Raw genomic sequence first — 16,672 nt, forward strand, 5'->3', positions numbered from 1 at the left:
GGTGCCCGGATCACGCGACTCACTCCTCCGCGCCCGCCGCGGCGTCCGCGATCGACGTCTCCTCGAGCGCCTCGCGCATCGCGATGCGTGCGGGGCTCGGGCGCGTGCCCGATGCGTCGTCGCGGTGCGTCTCGCCGTTGGCGCGACCGCTCGTGAGGCGCGGCGTGCGCTCGACCGCCTCGATGCACTTGCGCAGACGTCGCGCCAGCACGCGCACGTTCGGCTCGAGCACCATCGAGTCGTGATCGCCCGGCACCTCGTGGATCTCGAGCTGCGAGACCCACGGCGTCCACCCGTTGTCCGCGAGGATGTAGTGCCGGTCCTTGTCGATCAGCACGCCCTCGCCGAGCACCCACTGCGGCTGCGGCGCCGGGCGGAAGAGCGTGACCTTCCCGGTGTACTGCCGCATCACGTAGCGCGGCAGCGCGTCGCGGAACGCCTGTCCGATGAGCTCGCTGCGGAACTCGTCGGAGCGCGTGTCGCCCTCGGGCTCCTCGAAGCGCTTGCGAAGCTTCGAGGCCTCCCACTCGAGCCGGCGCTGCGCCCACTCCGCGACGTAGGCCGGGCCCTTCTGCTTGAGCTCGACCAGCTTGATCGCCGCGCGATCCTTCGCCGAGAGCGGCGCGCGCAGCGGCAGCGGCGTGTCGAGCAGGAGCAGCAGCGAGACCTCTTCGCCCGCCTTGCGGAGCTGGTGCGCCATCTCGTACGCGGTGATGCCGCCGCCCGAGAAGCCGCCGATCATGTACGGCCCGTGCGGCTGCACCGTGCGCATCTCGGTGAGGTACGCGTGGGCCATCTCCTCGAACGTCTCGTGCGGCTTGCTGTCGCCGTAGAGGCCGAGCGCCTGCAGGCCGTAGAAGCGGCGATCGGTGCCGATGAGATGCGCGAGGTGGCGCAGGTTCAGCACGTTGCCGAACATGCCGGCGACGATGAAGAACGGCGTCTTGGTCTTGTCCTCGTCGCGCCCACCGGGGTGCATCGCGACGAGGTGCGTGTAGCGCGTCTTGGGCTTCTCCTCGCGCGGCGCGGCGACGCCGCCGGGCGTCGTGGTGCTCGCCTCGGGCGTGCTCGGCGCGACGCGCTCGCGGATGCGATCCGAGATGCGCTCGATCGACGGCGCCTCGAAGAGCACCGAGATCGGGAAGTCGACGCTGAACGTCTTCTTGATCTTCGCGAAGAGGCGCACCGCGATCAGCGAGTGCCCGCCGAGATCGAAGAAGCTGTCGCGCACGCCGACCATCTCGACGCCGAGCAGATCCTGGAAGTAGCCGACGAGCGTGCGCTCGATGTCGTCGCGCGCCTCGACGTACTCGTTGTCGAGGTTGGGCCGCGCGAACTTGGTGCCGCCGCTCTCCGCCTTGGTCTCGGTCGCAGCCAGGTCGGCCTGCTTCACGAGCTTCTCGAGGTTCATCGACGAGACGACGACGCGCGGCTGCGAGAGGCCCTCCATCACGCGCTCGAACGCGTCCGCGCCCTCGTGGGGGAGGATGCCGCGCTCGAGGTTGCGCGCGAGCTGCTGCTCGGCGGGCGAGAGCTCGCGATCCGCGCCCTTCTCGAGCTCGACCTCGCTCGGCGAGGGACGCGCCGCGAGCGCGAACTCGCCGGTGCCCGCGGTGCGCTTGATCGAGAAGCCCTTCACCTCGACGAGCGTGTTGCCCGCGGGATCGCAGAGCACCACGTCGAAGCTCGCGAGGTCGACGCCCGGCTTCGCCTCGCCCGTGTAGCGCACCCAGCTCCGGATGCGCGACGTGAGCGGCGCGTGGACCTTCACGCTCTCGTACGAGAGCGGGACCCAGAGCGTCTTCGCGTCGTAGCCCGGGATGAGATCCATCGCGTAGCCGGTCGCGAGATCGAGCAGCGCGGGGTGCAGCCCGTACTCGCTCACCTCGCCCTCGAAGCGCGGATCGAGCGCGAGGTCGGCGATCGCCTCGCCGCGTCCCCAGCGCACCTCGTGCAGGACGCGCCAGCGCGGCCCGAAGCGGAGGAACTGCTCCTGCGGCGTCTTGATGCCCGCGATGTCGGCCTGGCGGCGCAGATCACAGCGCGCCTCGATCGACTCGACCGGCACCTTGCGCGGCTCGCCGAGCTTCGCGAGCGAGAGGCTCGCCTGCGCGTGCAGCTCCCAGCCGACCTTGCCGTCGAGCTCGATGCGGCTGCGCACCTCCATTGCGTAGCCGGCCTGCGTCGGCTCGAGGCGCACGCGCACTTCCTTCGCCTCGTCCTCGCCGACCGCGAGCGGGCGGATGAAGAAGAGATCCTGGATCTCGAACGCGCTCGTGCCTCCCGTCGGCGCAGCCCCGAGCGCCGCGAGCGCCTCGCGCGCGAGCTCGAGGTACCCGGTGCCGGGGATCAGCGCGTGACCGGCGGCGGTGCGGTGCTCGTCGAGGAACCAGCACGTCGCGTGGTGCCAGCGCGCGATCAGCGTCTCGCGCCGGCCGGCGCCGCCCTCGCGCGCGACCGCGTCGAGCATCGGCTGGCCCGCCTCGCCCACGATCTCGATCGACGAGCCGCGCGACTTCGAGGTCATCGCCTCGTGGGCCATGCCCACGTCGTTCCAGATGCCCCACGCGATCGCGGTCGCGGGCAGCCCGCGCTCGCGACGGCTCTGCGCGAACGCGTTGAGGAACGCGTTCGCCGCGACGTAGTCCACCTGGCCCGCCGCGCCGATCAGGCTCGACGTCGACGAGAAGAGCACGAAGAAGTCGAGCGGCTTGCCCGAGAGCACGCGGTCGAGGACGAGCGTGCCGTGGATCTTCGGCGTGAAGACGTCCTCGCACTCGCCCTGGGTCTTCTGCGAGATCAGCGCGTCGCGCACGACGCCCGCGGTGTGCAGCACGCCGTCGATGCGACCGAACTTCTGCTCGGCGCGGCGCACCACGTCGCGCATCTCGCTCTCGATCGTCACGTCGGCCGCGGCGACCATCACCTCGGCGCCGATGCGCTCGAGGGCGCGCACCTTCTGGATCCGCTGGCTCGTCTTGTCGTCGGGGCCGAACGCGCGCAGGTGCGCGTCCCACTGCTCGCGCTCGGGCAGCTCGGTGCGACCGACGAGGATCAGCTTCGCGCGGCGAGACGACGCGAGGTGCTCCGCGAAGAGCAGGCCGAGCCCGCCGAGGCCGCCGGTGATCATCACCACCGCGCCGTCCTTCACGCGCCCGTGCAGCGTGCGCTCGATCGTCGGCAGCTTCTGCTGCTCGAGCGCCTCTTCGAAGCGCACCGCGCCGCGCAGCGCGACGACCGCGTTGCGCGCGGGCGCGAGCACCTCGGCCTCGAGCTTCTTCGCGAGGTCCTCGAGCTCCTCCTGCGCCGCCTTGCGGCCCGCGAAGGGATCGATGAGCGCGTTGAAGAGGTTGCCGCCGAAGAGCTTCGAGCTCGTCTCGGGCAGGCGCAGATCGATCGCGCTGCACGTGACGCCCGGCATCTCGCGCGGGATGACCTTCACCGGCCCGAGCAGCGTCGACTTCTCGGGGTAGGGCAGGGCCTCGTGCTCCACTTGCGCGAGGCCGTTGCCGACCATCGTGATGTGGATCGGCGTCGCGAGCGCCTCTTCCTGCATCGCCTGCCCGAGGAAGAGCAGCGAGTAGAAGCCGCGCTCCTGGTTGCGATGGAAGAAGCTCGAGCCGGGACGGAACGACTCGTCCGCGGTGACCATCCACAGGTGCGCGATGCGCGACGGCGCGTGCCCGCTCTTGATCAGATCCTGGAGCAGCGCGACGTAGCCCTCACGGCCGCGCTCGGGCGCGATCGCGTACTCGGTGTCGCTGCGACGCACGTACGCATCGCCTTCCCACACCGAGATCACGTTGTGGCCGTGCGACGCGAGCCGCTCGCGCAGGCGCTTGCCGAGGCCCGCCGAGTCCATGAAGACCAGCCACGTCTGCGGCTTCGTCGACTCCGGCGGCTGCACCAGCGAGGGCCGCCACACCGGGCGCCAGCCCCACTCGCTCACGTCCTCGAGCTTCGGCAGGTCGCGCACGTCCTCCTCGAGGACCTGCACCTTGCCGGGCTGGATGAAGAAGTACTGGCGCTGGAACGCGTAGGTCGGCAGCGGCACGCGCTTGCGCGTCTCGCCGGCCCAGAGGCGGTCCCAGTCGAACGTCCCGCCCGCGGCCCACACGCGGCCGAGCTGCGTGAGGAAGTACGCCGCGTCGTCGACGACCTCGTCCTTGTGGCGCAGCGAGACGAGCGCGTGGGTCTGCGCGCCGCCCGACGGATGCTGCTTCGCGAGCGAGCTCAGGGTGCGGCCGGGGCCGACCTCGATGACGACGCGATCCTTCGTCTCGAACAGCGTGGCGAGGCACTTCGAGAAGTCGACCGAGCCCCGCAGATGCCCGACCCAGTACTCGGGATCGATCGCCTGCGCGTCGGTGATCCAGGTGCCGGTGCGATTCGAGAGGAACGGCGTCTTCGGCTTGCTCAGCTTGATCGACTTCAGGTACGCGCGGAACTCGCCGAGGATCGGCTCGAGCATGCGCGAGTGCGCTGCGACCGGGATCGCGAGGCGCTTGTGCTCGATCTCGCGCTCCGTGAGCTGCGCCTCGAGCGCCTCGATCGCGGGGAGCGGGCCCGACACGACGGTCACGTCGGGCACGTTGATCACCGCGATGTCGACCGCGCCGCCGACGATCGGCTCGAGGTCCTCGCGGCGCAGCGCGACGCTCGTCATCGCGCCGCCGGGCACCTTCGCGAAGAGCTTGCCGCGCAGCGCGACGAGGCCGAGGCAGTCCTCGAAGCTCATCACGCCCGCGAGGCACGCCGCGGTGTTCTCGCCGAGCGAGTGACCGAGCAGCGCCGCGGGCTCGACGCCCCAGCTCTTCCACAGCTGCGCGAGCGCGTATTCGACGATGAAGATCGCCGGGAGCTGGTGCGGCATCGCCTCGAGCTCGGCGTTCGCGCCTTCGAGCTCGTCGGGCTTGCAGAAGAGCAGCGGGCGCAGGTCGATCCCGTGCTTGCTCTTCAGCAGGTCGAGCCCGCGATCGACGTGCTGCTTGAACACCGGCTCGGCGTCGTAGAGGTCCGCGCCCATGCGCGCGTACTGCGCGCCGCCGCCGGGCAGCAGGAACACGATGCTCGGCTTGTCCGCCTTCGTGTCGCCGAACACGCGGCGCGGGTCGCTCTCGCGCAGCAGCTTCGCGGCCTCGGCGTGATCGCGCGCGACGACGACGCGACGCTTGTCGAACTCGCGACGCCCGACGTGCAGCGTCCACGCGATGTCGGCGAGCTTCGTCTGCGGGTTCGCTTCGAGGTACGCAGCGAGACGCTTCGCGTTGTCGTCGAGCGCCGCGTTGTTGCGCCCGCTCACCGTGAGGAGCTGCCACGGGCGCTTCGCGTCGCTCGACGCCTTCGGCTCCGGCGCTTCTTCGAGCACCGCGTGCGCGTTCGTGCCGCCGACGCCGAGCGAGTTGACCGCCGCGCGTCGCGGGTGATCGCCGCGCTTCCACTCGGTGAGCCGATCGTTCACGACGAACGGGCTCGTCGCGAAGTCGATCGTCGGGTTCGGCTTCTCGTAGTTGAGGCTCGGCGGCATCTGCCGGTGGTAGAGCGCGAGCGACGCCTTGATCAGGCTCGCGACACCGGCCGCGTTGTCGAGGTGCCCGATGTTCGACTTCACCGAGCCGATGCGGCAGTAGCCGACGCGCTTGGTCTCCTTGCGGAACGCCTGCGTCAGCGCGGCGATCTCGATGGGGTCACCGAGATACGTGCCCGTGCCGTGGGTCTCGATGTAGTCGATGGTGTCGGGCGAGACGCCGCTCAGCCCGTACGCCTCGACCATGCAGCGCGCCTGACCGTCGACGCTCGGCGCGAGGTAGTTGACCTTCGTCGAGCCGTCGTTGTTGACCGCGGTGCCCTTGATGATCGCGTAGATGTGATCGCCATCGGCGAGCGCATCATCGAGGCGACGCAGCACCACGATGCCGGTGCCGCTGCCGAACACGGTGCCCTGCGCGCGGTGATCGAACGCGTGGCAGTGCCCGTCGGGGGAGAGCACCTCGCCCTCGTGATACAGGTAGCCGCGGCGATGCGGCATCTCGACGGTGACACCACCGGCGAGCGCCATGTCGACCTCGCGCGCGAGGAGCGACTGCACCGCGAGGTGCACCGCGGTGAGCGACGACGAGCACGCCGTCTGCACCGCCATGCTCGGCCCGTGCAGGTTCAGCAGATACGAAACGCGCGTCGGGAGGAAGTCCTTGTCGTTCCCGGTGTGGCGCAGCAGGAAGAGCCCCACGTCGCGCGTGAGCTCGGGGTTCGTGCAGAGGTTGAACGCGAAGTAGAAGCCGGGGCCGCACCCGCTCCACACACCGACGGGACCGTCGAACTTCTCGGGCGGATGGCCCGCGTTCTCCATCGCCTCCCAGGCCGCCTCGAGGAACTGGCGGTGCTGGGGATCCATGATCGCCGACTCCTTCGGGCTGAACCCGAAGAACTCGCCGTCGAACATCTCCATGTCGTCGAGCGGCGCGCCTGCGCGGACGTAGTTCTTCTTGCGCAGGTTCTCGGGCGACTCGCCCGCCGCGAGCAGCTCTTCGTCGGTGTAGCGACGGACCGACTCGACGCCGTTCTTCAGGTTCCGCCAGTACTCGTCGACGCTTCGCGCGCCGGGCACGCGCGTGGCCATGCCGACGATCGCGATCGCGTTGCCGTCGACCTCGCCCTCGTCGTCGACGTTCTGGTCCTCGATGGAAGTCTGGTCCGACATCGTCTCGGTCTCGTCCGTCAATCGCGAAACTGTTTGCAGGCTCGCGGACTGAACGCCGCGAACGCGCGAGGCCCCCGCCTCAGGCGGCGAGCGCCAAGGTGCCCCGCCCCGCTGCGTTTCGCAATCGGTCGAATGAGTGCGCCTGCACTGTGAGTGCAGCACGCGCGGACACGGTTCCCCCGACCCTCCGATCACCTCTTGCCGAATCGCGCGACTCCCCGCGCGCACCGCCCGCACACGAGGATTCATCGACACCCCGTGACGGGCTCGCAACGTCGACGAATCGCGCTTGCTCGCGTCGGATGGGGCTGGCTTGCGGTCCACGCGAGGGGAACGTATGCGATGGGCTCGAATGGTGGGGCTGCGAGTGAACGGCGAGGACCTCGAGGTCGACGCGCCGGACGACATGCCGCTCCTCTGGGTGCTGCGCGACGTGCTGGCGCTGACCGGCACGAAGTACGGCTGCGGCATCGCGCAGTGCGGCGCGTGCACGGTGCACCTCGACGGTGAGCCCGTGCGCTCGTGCGCGACGCCGATCTCCGCGGTCGCGGGGCGCGCTGTGACGACGATCGAAGGGCTCTCTCGCGATCGATCGCATCCGGTGCAACGCGCGTGGATCGCCGAGGACGTGCCGCAGTGCGGGTACTGCCAGTCGGGCCAGATCATGGGCGCGGCTGCGCTCCTCTCGCGTCATCCGCAGCCCGACGACGCCGCGATCGACGAGGCCATGCGCGGGCACCTCTGCCGCTGCGGGACGTACGCGCGCATCCGTCGTGCGATCAAGCGCGCGGCGGGGGAGGGCGCGTGAGCGAGGTCGCGGGCATCGTGCTCGCCGCAGGGCGGAGCGTGCGCGCGGGGCGCATCAAGGCGCTCGCCACGCTCGAGGGCGAGACGTGGATCGCGCGTGCCGTGCGCGCGCAGCGCGAGTCGGGCATCGAGCGCGTCGTGGTCGTGCTCGGCGAGCCGCACGCCGCGCCCATCGCACGTGCGCTGCCCGAGGGCGCGCGATGGGTGCGCAATCCCACGCCCGAGCGCGGCATGCTCTCGTCGCTGCAGGTCGCGCTCGCGACGCTCGATGCCGAGCGCGTCGTCGTCTCGCTGATCGATCATCCGCGCGTGCGCGCGTCGACGGTGCGCGCGCTGATCGCCGCCCTCGATGCGGGCGCGCTGGTCGCGCGGCCTCGCTTCGCGGGTCGTCGCGGCCATCCCTACGCGGTCGCCGGTGCCGCGATTCGCGCCCTGCGCGAGGCCCCACTCGATCGCAGCGCGCGCGACGTGTTACTCGGGATGGTCCCCGCGCTCGACGTCGAGGTCGACGACCCCGGCGTGCTCGACGACCTGGATTCACGGAGCTCCGTCGGATGAAGATCGCCTATCTCATCAACCAGTACCCCGCGATCAGCCACACCTTCGTGCGCCGCGAGATCCAGGCGCTCGAGCAGCTCGGCGTCGAGGTCGTGCGGTTCAGCGTCCGGCGCCACCCCGCGGGCCTGAAGGATCCCGAGGACCAGAAGGAGCTCGAGAAGACCCACGTGCTGCTCGAGCACGGTGCGCGCGGCCTCGCAGAGGCGCTCGCGCGCTGGTCGCTCACCCGCCCGGCGCAGCTCGCGAAGGCGGCGAAGCGCGCCACCGAGCTCGGCCTGAACAGCGATCGCGGCGTGCTCTATCACGGCGCGTATCTCGCCGAGGCGTGCGTGCTCGTCGAGCAGCTCGAGAAGCACGGCGTGCAGCACGTGCACGCACACTTCGGCACGAACTCCGCGACCGTGGCGATGCTCGCGCACGAGCTCGGCGGCCCTCCGTTCTCGTTCACCGTCCACGGCCCCGAGGAGTTCGACAAGCCCGAGACCATCAAGCTCGGCGAGAAGATCCGCGCGTCGCGCTTCGTCGCCGCGATCTCGAGCTTCGGTCGGAGCCAGCTGTGGCGTCGCGTTCCGTCGACCGAGTGGAGCAAGGTGCACGTCGTGCGCTGCGGGCTCGACGCGAGCTTCCTCGCGAAGGAGCCGACGCCGGTGCCCGACGTGCCGCGCGTGGTGTGCGTCGGTCGACTGCACGAGCAGAAGGGCCAGGCGCTCTTGGTCGAAGCGGTCGCGCGCGTCGCGAAGTCGGGCACGCCGATCGAGCTCGTGCTGGTCGGCGGTGGCGAGCTCGAGGAGGAGATCAAGGCCGCGGTCGCGCGCCACGGCATCGAGAAGAACGTGCGCTTCACCGGCTGGGCGAGCGGCGACGTGGTGCGCCGCGAGGTCGAGGGGGGTCGCGCGATGGTGCTGCCGAGCTTCGCCGAGGGCCTGCCGGTGGTGATCATGGAGGCGCTCGCGCTCGGGCGTCCGGTGATCAGCACGTACGTCGCGGGCATCCCCGAGCTGGTCGCGCCGGGCGAGTGCGGATGGCTGTGCGCCGCGGGCAGCGTCGAGCAGCTCGAGACCGCGCTGCGCGAGTGCCTCGCGGCGCCGATCACGAAGCTGAACGCGATGGGCCACGAGGGGCGCCGTCGCGTGCTCGCGATGCACGACATCCGCGTCAGCGCGCAGCGACTCAAGACGCTGATCGAAGGTGGCTCGCTCGAGGACGACGGAGTCGCGCGCGAAGAGGGCTCGGGCGAGCGCGTCGTGCCCGCGAACGTCGTGGGCTAGACGTCGTCGCGCACGAGCCGCTTGCCGTAGCTCACCACACGATCGTCGGTGAACCCGAGGCGCTCGTAGAACGCGATCGCCTCGAGGTTGTCGTGGCGGATCTCCATCGCTCACCCCTCTCGCGCGCTCGCCGCACGCACGATCGCGGGGCCCGCCGCGATCGCCACGACCGCGCCGATGCCCGCGACGACTGCTGCGACCAGGTACGCGTCGCCGTGCATCCGCTCGTAGAGCGCGCCCGCTGCCGGCGTCGCGAGGCCGTACACGAGCCCGAGGATCGCCGTGTACATCCCTTGGCCGGTGCCGAGCTTCGTGATCGGCAGCGCGCGCCGCACGAAGTCCATCGCGCCGAGGTGCGTCGCGCCGAACGAGAGCGCGTGCAGCAGCTGCGCGACGGCGATCCACGCCACGTCGCTCGCGTGCGCGAGCAGGACCCAGCGCAGCGCGGCGGCGAGCGCTCCTGCGATCCACATGGGCGCGGGCCCCACCCGCGCGACGATGGGCGGAGCGAGCGCGAAGAGCACGATCTCCGCGACCACACCCTCCGCCCACAGCGCCCCGATCGTCGTCTCGTCGAGCCCGAGCGCGCTCCAGCGCAGGCTCCCGAACCCGTAGTACACCGCGTGCGTCGCCTGGATCGCGCCCGCGAGCACCATGCCCGCGACGAGCGCGCCCCACGCGACCGCGCGCGGCTTCGCAGGCTCGCCCTCGTCGCTCGCGACCGGCACGCGCGCGTCCGCGCGCTTCGGCATCTGCTGCGACGCGACGAGGCACGCGAGCGTCCCGCCCGCCATGAGCCAGGGCACGACCTCGACGCCGACGCCCTCCACGAGCCACCCTGCGCCGGCGGACGCCACGATGAACGCGAGCGAGCCCCAGAGCCGCACCCGCCCGTAGCGGGCGTTCCCGGCCGCTGCGTGCGCCTGCGTGATGCTCTCCGCGAGCGGCAGCAACGCCGCGTGCGCGCCGAACGTGATCACCCCGAGCACCGCGAGCGCCGGCACGCCCCACGCGAACGAGAACGCGACGAACCCCAGCGTCGCGATCACCGCGAGCACCGCCATCGGAGGCCTCGCCGCGCCCACCCGATCCGAGATGCGCCCGGCCAGCGGCGAGCTCGCGATCGACACCCAGTATCCGAGCCCGATCAGCACGCCGATCCCGTCCGCGGGCACGTCGCGCGACGCGAGCCAGAGCGCCCAGAACGGGAGGTGGATCCCCGTGCAGGTGAAGTGCGCGACGTAGTACGCCGAGAGGCGCGCAGGGACGTGGCGCATGGGGCGCGAAGGGGTAGCACGCGCCGCCTCGAGGCGACGATCTGCGCGAACGCACGCGGATCGCCGGGGGCGACCGCCAGAGCGCAGGCGTAGGAGTCACGCGCGGAGGTGCTCGATGCTCTGGTGGATCCTCGGTGCCGTGGTGGTGATCGTCGCGCTCGTCGGTGGGCTCCTCGTCGCGGCGGACGCGAGCGCGAAGCGCGCCGCGCGCGAGGCCGAGCTCGCGAAGGGCAACGCGCTCGGCACGTGGACGGTGTTCTACGACGTGCCGGGGCGTCGCATCGGGCTCTCGGGGACGTTCGGCGAGCGCGACCTGCTGCGCTATCTGCTCCTGCGCGCCCACGATCTCTTCGAGTACAACCAGGGCCTCGAGAACGAGCGACGCGCGCTCGCCGACGCTCTCCGCGCTGCGTCGCGCGGCAACCCGGGCGAGCCGTGGACGCTGCTGTTCCCGGTGCCCGAGAGCGAGTGCTTCCACGCGCACGAGCGCCCCGACGCGAAGCTGTTCAAGTACTTCGACGGAACGCTCTTCGAGCACGCGATCACGCAGCCCCGCTTCCTCGGCGGCGACTCGATCGCGAAGCAGAAGGGCCTGGTCGGCGAGTGCGTGGCGATCGCCGCGCACCTCAGCGGGGACCCCGCGCGCTCCGCGCAGGTCGCGCGCGCCATCGATCGCCTCGTGCAGCGCGAGCTCGCCGAAGGCACGTCGTCGCCGGGCGCGAAGTTCTGGGACCGCCCCAACGACGCCCTCCGCCAAGCGGGCGCGTGATCACCGTTCATCGCGCGACGCGCATCGCGGGCTCGAGATCACCTGAGCGGCAGGACGCAATCGCCCCGTGCCCCACACCGAAGCCTCGCCCCGCGCGGAGATCACTCCGCAGCCGCCTCCGAAGTCGAGATCTCCTTACGAACCCGCTGCAGCCGCCACAAATTGCGATCCACCACCCGCCAGGGATCCATCGCGCCCAGCGCGAGCAACCGGAACATCCACAGCGCCTCGCCGCCTTCGACCTTCACGCGCGGCAGCGACACCAGCGCGTCCTCGCGCCCCGGCGCCGGGCGAATCGCCCCGTGCTGCGAGTTGAACGCGATGTCGAAGCCCGCCTCGCGCAGCGCGCGATCGGTCTCGTCGCTGAAGTCGCCGTGCGTGCCGAACGGATACGCGAACGACTTCACGCTCTGTCCGAGCTCGCGCTCGAGGATCTCCTTGCTCTTTCGGATCTGCGCGCGCGCATCGCCGATCGACATCTGCCCGAGCGACTTGTGCGCGTGCGAGTGGCTCCCGATCGTCATGCCCGCCTTCGCGCACGAGCGGATCTCGTCCCACGTCATGTAGCGCTCGGGCAGCCCGAGGTAGCCCGCGCCCACCAGATCCGTGCTGATGAACGCGACGCCGGGGATGCGGTGCTTCTGCATGATCGGCAGCGCGATCTCGAGCGTGCTGATGCACCCGTCGTCGATCGTCACGAGCACTGCGCCGTCGGGCAGCGCACGCCGCCCGCGCACGAACTCGATCACGTCCTCCTGCGACACCGCGAGCCCCTCGCTCGCGAGCCACGCCATCTGGAGCTCGAACTCCTCCGGCGCGACGCAGAACGGCTCTTTCTCCTCGCGACCGAAGCGGTGGTACGTCAGCGCGCGCACCCGCGGCCCCGGCGAGACCATGCGCTCGGCCCGCACCACGCCCGAGCCCCACGCGCCCAGCGCCACGCCGCCGCGCGCCGCCTTCTTCACGTACCAGCGCAGATCGCTCATGCCGTCTTTCCCTCCGCCAGCCAGCTCGTGAGCACCTTGCGGTCCACCTTGCCGTTCGCGTTGAGCGGCCACTCGCGCACGAATCGGATCTCGCGCGGCTGCATGTACGGAGGCAGTCGCTCGTTCGCGGCGGCGCGGATCGCGTCGGCATCGCCGTGATCGAGGCCGACGAACCCGACGACGCCATCGGCGCCGCTCGCGCTCTTCGGCCATCCGATCGCGATCGCGACATCACACTGCGCGACGTCGCGCAGCACGGCCTCGATCTCTCCGAGCTCGACGCGATAGCCCTGGATCTTGATCTGGTTGTCGACGCGCCCGAGGTAGACCATCGGCAGGCCGTCCTTCGGCTTCCGCACACGATCACCGGTGCGATAGAAGACGCGCGTCTCGCCGGGCGGGACCACGAAGGCCTTCGCGGTGCGCTCCTCGTCGCGGAAGTATCCGAGCGTGAGCTGCGATCCCGTCATCAGGAGCTCGCCGGTCTCACCGGGCGGCACCTCGCGCAGCTCCTCGTCGACGACCTTGATCTCCATGCCCGGATAGGCATCGCCGATGGGCACCACGCCGAGCTCGCTCTCGCGCGGCGACGTCTCCACGTCCCAGCGATACAGCGTGCACGCGATGGTCAGCTCGGTCGGCCCGTAGAGGTTCTCGAGCACCGCGCTCGGTGCCGCCTTCGCGAACTGCTGCGTGACCTCGACGGGCAGCGCCTCTCCGCAGAAGAGCGCGTAGCGCATCTTCGGATAGGTGCCTTCCTTGAGCATGCGGAGCTTGTTCATGAGCACCGCGGTCGACGGCACGCTGAACCAGATCGTGATGTCGCTGCTCGTCGCGTACTTGCCCGGGAACGCCTTCTGCTGGGCCGTCGGGCAGCACACGCACGCGCCCGACCACCACGCCATGAAGAGGTCGAACACCGAGAGATCGAACGTCAGATCGAACGTGTGCGAGAAGCGATCCTCGGGCGTCGGCTGGTAGCGCTCGATCATCGAGTCGAGGAACGCGACGACGTTGCGGTGCGCGACCATCACGCCCTTCGGCACGCCGGTCGAGCCCGACGTGAAGAGCAGGTACGCGATGCCGTTCTCGTCGACCTCGCGAGGCGCCCAATCACTCGCCGGCGCGAGATCGTGTGCTCCGAGCACACGATGCGTCGGGTACTTCACGCGCTCCGCGGCGACCTCGTCCTCGCTCGCATCGGGCATCAGGATCACGAGCTCGCGCTCGATGCCGTGCAGCACCTCGCCGAGCGTCGCGCGCGCGTGCCCGTCGACGATCAGACAGCGCACCTGCGAGCGATCGAGCATCGCGCGCGTGCGGTCCGGCGGGAACACCGGGTTGAGCGGCACGTAGCCGTGACCGCGCAGCAGCGCGCCGAGGATCCCCGCGAAGGTCGAGACGTGACGGTGCCCGTAGATCGCGGTCAGCGCGTAGTCTTCGCGCACGCCGTGATCACGCACCGCGCGCTCGAGCGTCGCTGCGATGCGCGCCGCCCGATCACGCAGCTCGCGGTACGTGATCGGCTGTCCGTCGACCGTCAGCGCGGGGCGATCGGGATATCGCTCCGCCGACGCGAGGAACCCGGTGCGCAGCGTGCGCGCTCGTTCGTGCATGGACCGCTAAATGGCAGTTCCACGCCCGCGTCGCAAGACCCTCGCCCGCAGGCGACGAGGGCTGTCGCGCGACGCTCAGGCCGTCTTCCGCAGCGGCTCGAAGAAGCCCTTCCACAGCGTCTCGACGCTGGTGAACACCTCGGGCTCGATCGCGTCGGTGTCGACTTCCTCGCCGCGCAGCGACTCGATGTAGAGAACGAACTCCACGATGTCGAGCGAGCTCAGGATTCCCTGCTCCAGGATCGGAGTGTCGTCCTGCAGATCCCCGCGCACCGCCACCTTCGAGTGGTCGAGGATCCAACGCTTGAGGTTCTTGCGGATCGTCGCTTCGTCCATCGTCGTCGTCCGGGAGATATCGCCCCGCAAAAGGGTCGCGTCAGCGCCCCATCGGGTGTCGGGGACGCCAGACAGCCTAACAGTCTGGTCCCCGTTCAGGCGCGCAAAATGATGCTCGGTCCGAGGGTCCAAAATCGGCTCGCCCGCTCGGGTCCTCCCGTTCGCGTGCTCCGCACGCTCCGTGCGGGCCCCGCGCAGTCGAGCCCTCCAGCTGGCCTCAGAGGCCGGGGGCCTCGGTCAGCATCCCGTTGCGCAGGAAGTACGTGACGAGCTTCTTGCTCGCCTTCTCGCGGTGCTCGAGGCACTTCGCGTGGGCGAGCGCCATCTGCCGCACCTCGTAGGGATCACCGAGCCCGCTGTCCCGCGTGATGCCGGCGTCGCGGTACATGGACGGGTTGTAGAAGTCGGCCCACGAGCTCTTGAGGTACTGCGCGAGCCAGCTGCGGAAGCGCGTCAGCACCTCCGGCGGCCACGACGGAGAGTGCTTCTCCCACATCTCCTTCGCGAACTCGCGACCGAACCCGAGGTGCCGTGCTTCGTCGCGGTGATGGACGAAGTTGATCTCCTGGATCAGCGGGTGGATGCGCTTGTCCCGCTGCATCACGACGTTGTAGTAGTCGCCCAATTCCTCGACGACCATCACCTTGCAGAAGAAGGTGACCTCGGCCTCGCCCTTCGCGTACTCGCGGGGAAGGGCGATCTTCTTCTCCGGATACACCTTGCCCAGGTACCGGTGGCAGAAGATGCCGAACATGATCATGTGCTTGTTCTCTTCGTCGATGAAGTGATGCAGGTACTCGGTCGCCTGCGGCGTCATCTTCGACGAGTAGAGAAGGTCGCTCATGCCCGCGACGAGCGGGCGCTCGCCCTGGAGCGTCAGCGAGAAGAAGTTGCCGATCTCGTAGAGGCTCAGCTTCTTCTGCTGCGCCTCGGTCATGCGCTCCCAGAGCTCGGTGCCGTACACGGAGATGAGCTCGGGGCTCATGTACCAAGCGTCGTCGGGCAGCGACTCGGGCCACTGGAAGTACGAGTACACGTCCCAGAACTGCTTGCGCGAGGCCTTCGTCAGCTGCTCCGCGAGCATCGAGGACTGGGGAAGCGTGGTCGTCGTCTGCATTGTCGATGCTCCTGGGATCGTACGAGCGTCGTGAAAAGATTCCTCGATGAGGCGGCGCGCTACAAGCCCATGGGGCCGTGACCGTCCATGTTGGTCAGGAACAGCCCGTTGCGGGTCTCCTCGAACGGCGCCAGCGCCTCGCGCAGCGGGGGTGAGCCCGCGAAGAGGCGGCGATGCGGGATCAGCACGAAGCCCTGCTCCTCGAACGCGCGCAGCCACGTCGGGTGCGACTGGTTGGCGATGACGATGTCCACGCCACGCGCCTTCAGGTGATCGAGGCCCGCGGCGACCACGTCGCCGGCGTCGTCGGGATGCGCGAAGTAGTCGACGAGCGTGCCGACGTGGAGCGCGCCGAAGCGCGGATCGTCACGCATCTGTCGCGCGCTCACCGCGACCCAACCGATCGTGTGCCCGCCGCGATCCACGCGGAGACGCGTGTGCGGCGACCACTCGGGCGAGGTCCAGCCGGGCGGCATCAGCAGGTTGAGCGTCTCCGCGTCGCGCACCGCGAGCGCGGCGTACTCGTCCTTCACGCGATGCCAGAGCTCGTCGGCCCAGGGCCCGAACGAGTCGACCTCGGTCACCTCGACCTTCGGCTTGCGACGCGGACGACCGATCGGCGCCGCGCGGCGCGACGACGCCCACTGCAGCGCGGAGAGCGCGGCGTTGCCGATCCCCGTGAACGCGAGACCGTCGAGGAAGAGACGTCGCTCCGGCGTGCCGCGCAGCTGGCGATTGAGGCGCAGGAAGCGATACGCGTCGACCACGTGCAGCGCGAATGGCGTCGGGTGCATGAGCCACCCCATGCGACGCAGCATCTGCACGATCGGCTCCTCGTCGCTGCCGTGGCCCCACGAGTAGAGGAGAGGCCTCTTCTTGAGCATGTCGCGCACGAGGCGCAGGCCGAGCGAGTTGAATTTCCGGCTGATCGCGCCCTCGCTGACCGGTCCCTGCCAGTCGGTGATCACGAGGGAGCGACCGCGGACGCGCCACTCCTGCGGCTTCAGGCCGTAGCCACCGCGCACCTGATCGTTGCCCTCGACCGCGAGCCAGTACTCCATCCAGACGCGCTGGTCGTCGCGACGCTTCGCGATCCACGCGGGGACTGGCTCGACGTACCAGCCCCAGCGGGAGCCACCGAGGCGCATGCGACGGTTGAACGCCTCGACGGCGTCCTTCCATCGCTCGGCATGAGGCACGATCGCGATCGACATCGAGGGCGCGCGAGTATGCGGGCG

At 70.1% G+C, this 16,672-nt stretch carries 11 protein-coding genes; 4 read left to right on the top strand and 7 right to left on the bottom strand.

From position 1 onward, the window contains the following. Positions 1 to 19: 19 nt before the first annotated feature. On the bottom strand, positions 20 to 6,700 hold the full coding sequence (locus I5071_RS10520) for a type I polyketide synthase (protein ID WP_236605292.1): 6,681 nt from the start codon (positions 6,698 to 6,700) through the stop codon (positions 20 to 22). Between the two features lie 352 nt (positions 6,701 to 7,052). Here I5071_RS10520 and I5071_RS10525 point away from each other — a divergent pair, with 352 nt between their 5' ends. Genes I5071_RS10525 through I5071_RS10535 form a run of 3 tightly spaced genes read left to right on the top strand, consistent with a single transcriptional unit; the run spans position 7,053 to position 9,333 of the window. Continuing rightward, positions 7,053 to 7,508 (top strand): (2Fe-2S)-binding protein, encoded by a 456-nt coding sequence (locus tag I5071_RS10525; RefSeq protein ID WP_236605293.1) that lies wholly within the window; start codon positions 7,053 to 7,055, stop codon positions 7,506 to 7,508. Further along, on the top strand, positions 7,505 to 8,065 hold the full coding sequence (locus I5071_RS10530; RefSeq protein WP_236605294.1) for a nucleotidyltransferase family protein: 561 nt from the start codon (positions 7,505 to 7,507) through the stop codon (positions 8,063 to 8,065). Before I5071_RS10525 ends, I5071_RS10530 begins: the two co-directional genes overlap by 4 nt. After that, complete coding sequence (locus I5071_RS10535; protein WP_236605295.1) at positions 8,062 to 9,333, top strand: glycosyltransferase; 1,272 nt, start codon at positions 8,062 to 8,064, stop codon at positions 9,331 to 9,333. The genes I5071_RS10530 and I5071_RS10535 overlap by 4 nt, the downstream gene beginning before the upstream one ends. Positions 9,334 to 9,443: 110 nt before the next feature. Here the strand turns inward: I5071_RS10535 and I5071_RS10540 are convergent, their stop codons facing one another. After that, entirely contained in the window at positions 9,444 to 10,610 is a 1,167-nt protein-coding gene (locus I5071_RS10540; protein WP_236605296.1) for an MFS transporter, read from the bottom strand. Positions 10,611 to 10,725: 115 nt separating this feature from the next. On the opposite strand from I5071_RS10540, the gene I5071_RS10545 reads away from it, so the two are divergent. After that, entirely contained in the window at positions 10,726 to 11,379 is a 654-nt protein-coding gene (locus I5071_RS10545) for a hypothetical protein (RefSeq protein WP_236605297.1), read from the top strand. 101 nt (positions 11,380 to 11,480) lie between these two features. Here the strand turns inward: I5071_RS10545 and I5071_RS10550 are convergent, their stop codons facing one another. The 5 genes from I5071_RS10550 to I5071_RS10570 all read right to left on the bottom strand — a co-directional run bounded on the left by I5071_RS10550 (position 11,481) and on the right by I5071_RS10570 (position 16,648). After that, positions 11,481 to 12,365, bottom strand: a complete 885-nt coding sequence (locus tag I5071_RS10550; RefSeq protein WP_236605298.1) for a polysaccharide deacetylase family protein — start codon at positions 12,363 to 12,365, stop codon at positions 11,481 to 11,483. After that, positions 12,362 to 13,981, bottom strand: coding sequence for an amino acid adenylation domain-containing protein (locus I5071_RS10555; protein WP_236605299.1), 1,620 nt, complete (start codon positions 13,979 to 13,981; stop codon positions 12,362 to 12,364). The genes I5071_RS10550 and I5071_RS10555 overlap by 4 nt, the downstream gene beginning before the upstream one ends. Before the next feature lie 75 nt (positions 13,982 to 14,056). After that, positions 14,057 to 14,317, bottom strand: coding sequence for a hypothetical protein (locus I5071_RS10560; protein WP_236605300.1), 261 nt, complete (start codon positions 14,315 to 14,317; stop codon positions 14,057 to 14,059). Positions 14,318 to 14,534: 217 nt separating this feature from the next. Continuing rightward, complete coding sequence (locus tag I5071_RS10565; RefSeq protein WP_236605301.1) at positions 14,535 to 15,434, bottom strand: diiron oxygenase; 900 nt, start codon at positions 15,432 to 15,434, stop codon at positions 14,535 to 14,537. 59 nt (positions 15,435 to 15,493) lie between these two features. Beyond that, positions 15,494 to 16,648 (bottom strand): hypothetical protein, encoded by a 1,155-nt coding sequence (locus I5071_RS10570; RefSeq protein ID WP_236605302.1) that lies wholly within the window; start codon positions 16,646 to 16,648, stop codon positions 15,494 to 15,496. Positions 16,649 to 16,672: the final 24 nt, after the last annotated feature.

Origin of the sequence: Sandaracinus amylolyticus (assembly GCF_021631985.1) — a bacterium.
In the GTDB taxonomy this organism is placed as follows: domain Bacteria; phylum Myxococcota_A; class Polyangia; order Polyangiales; family Sandaracinaceae; genus Sandaracinus; species Sandaracinus amylolyticus_A.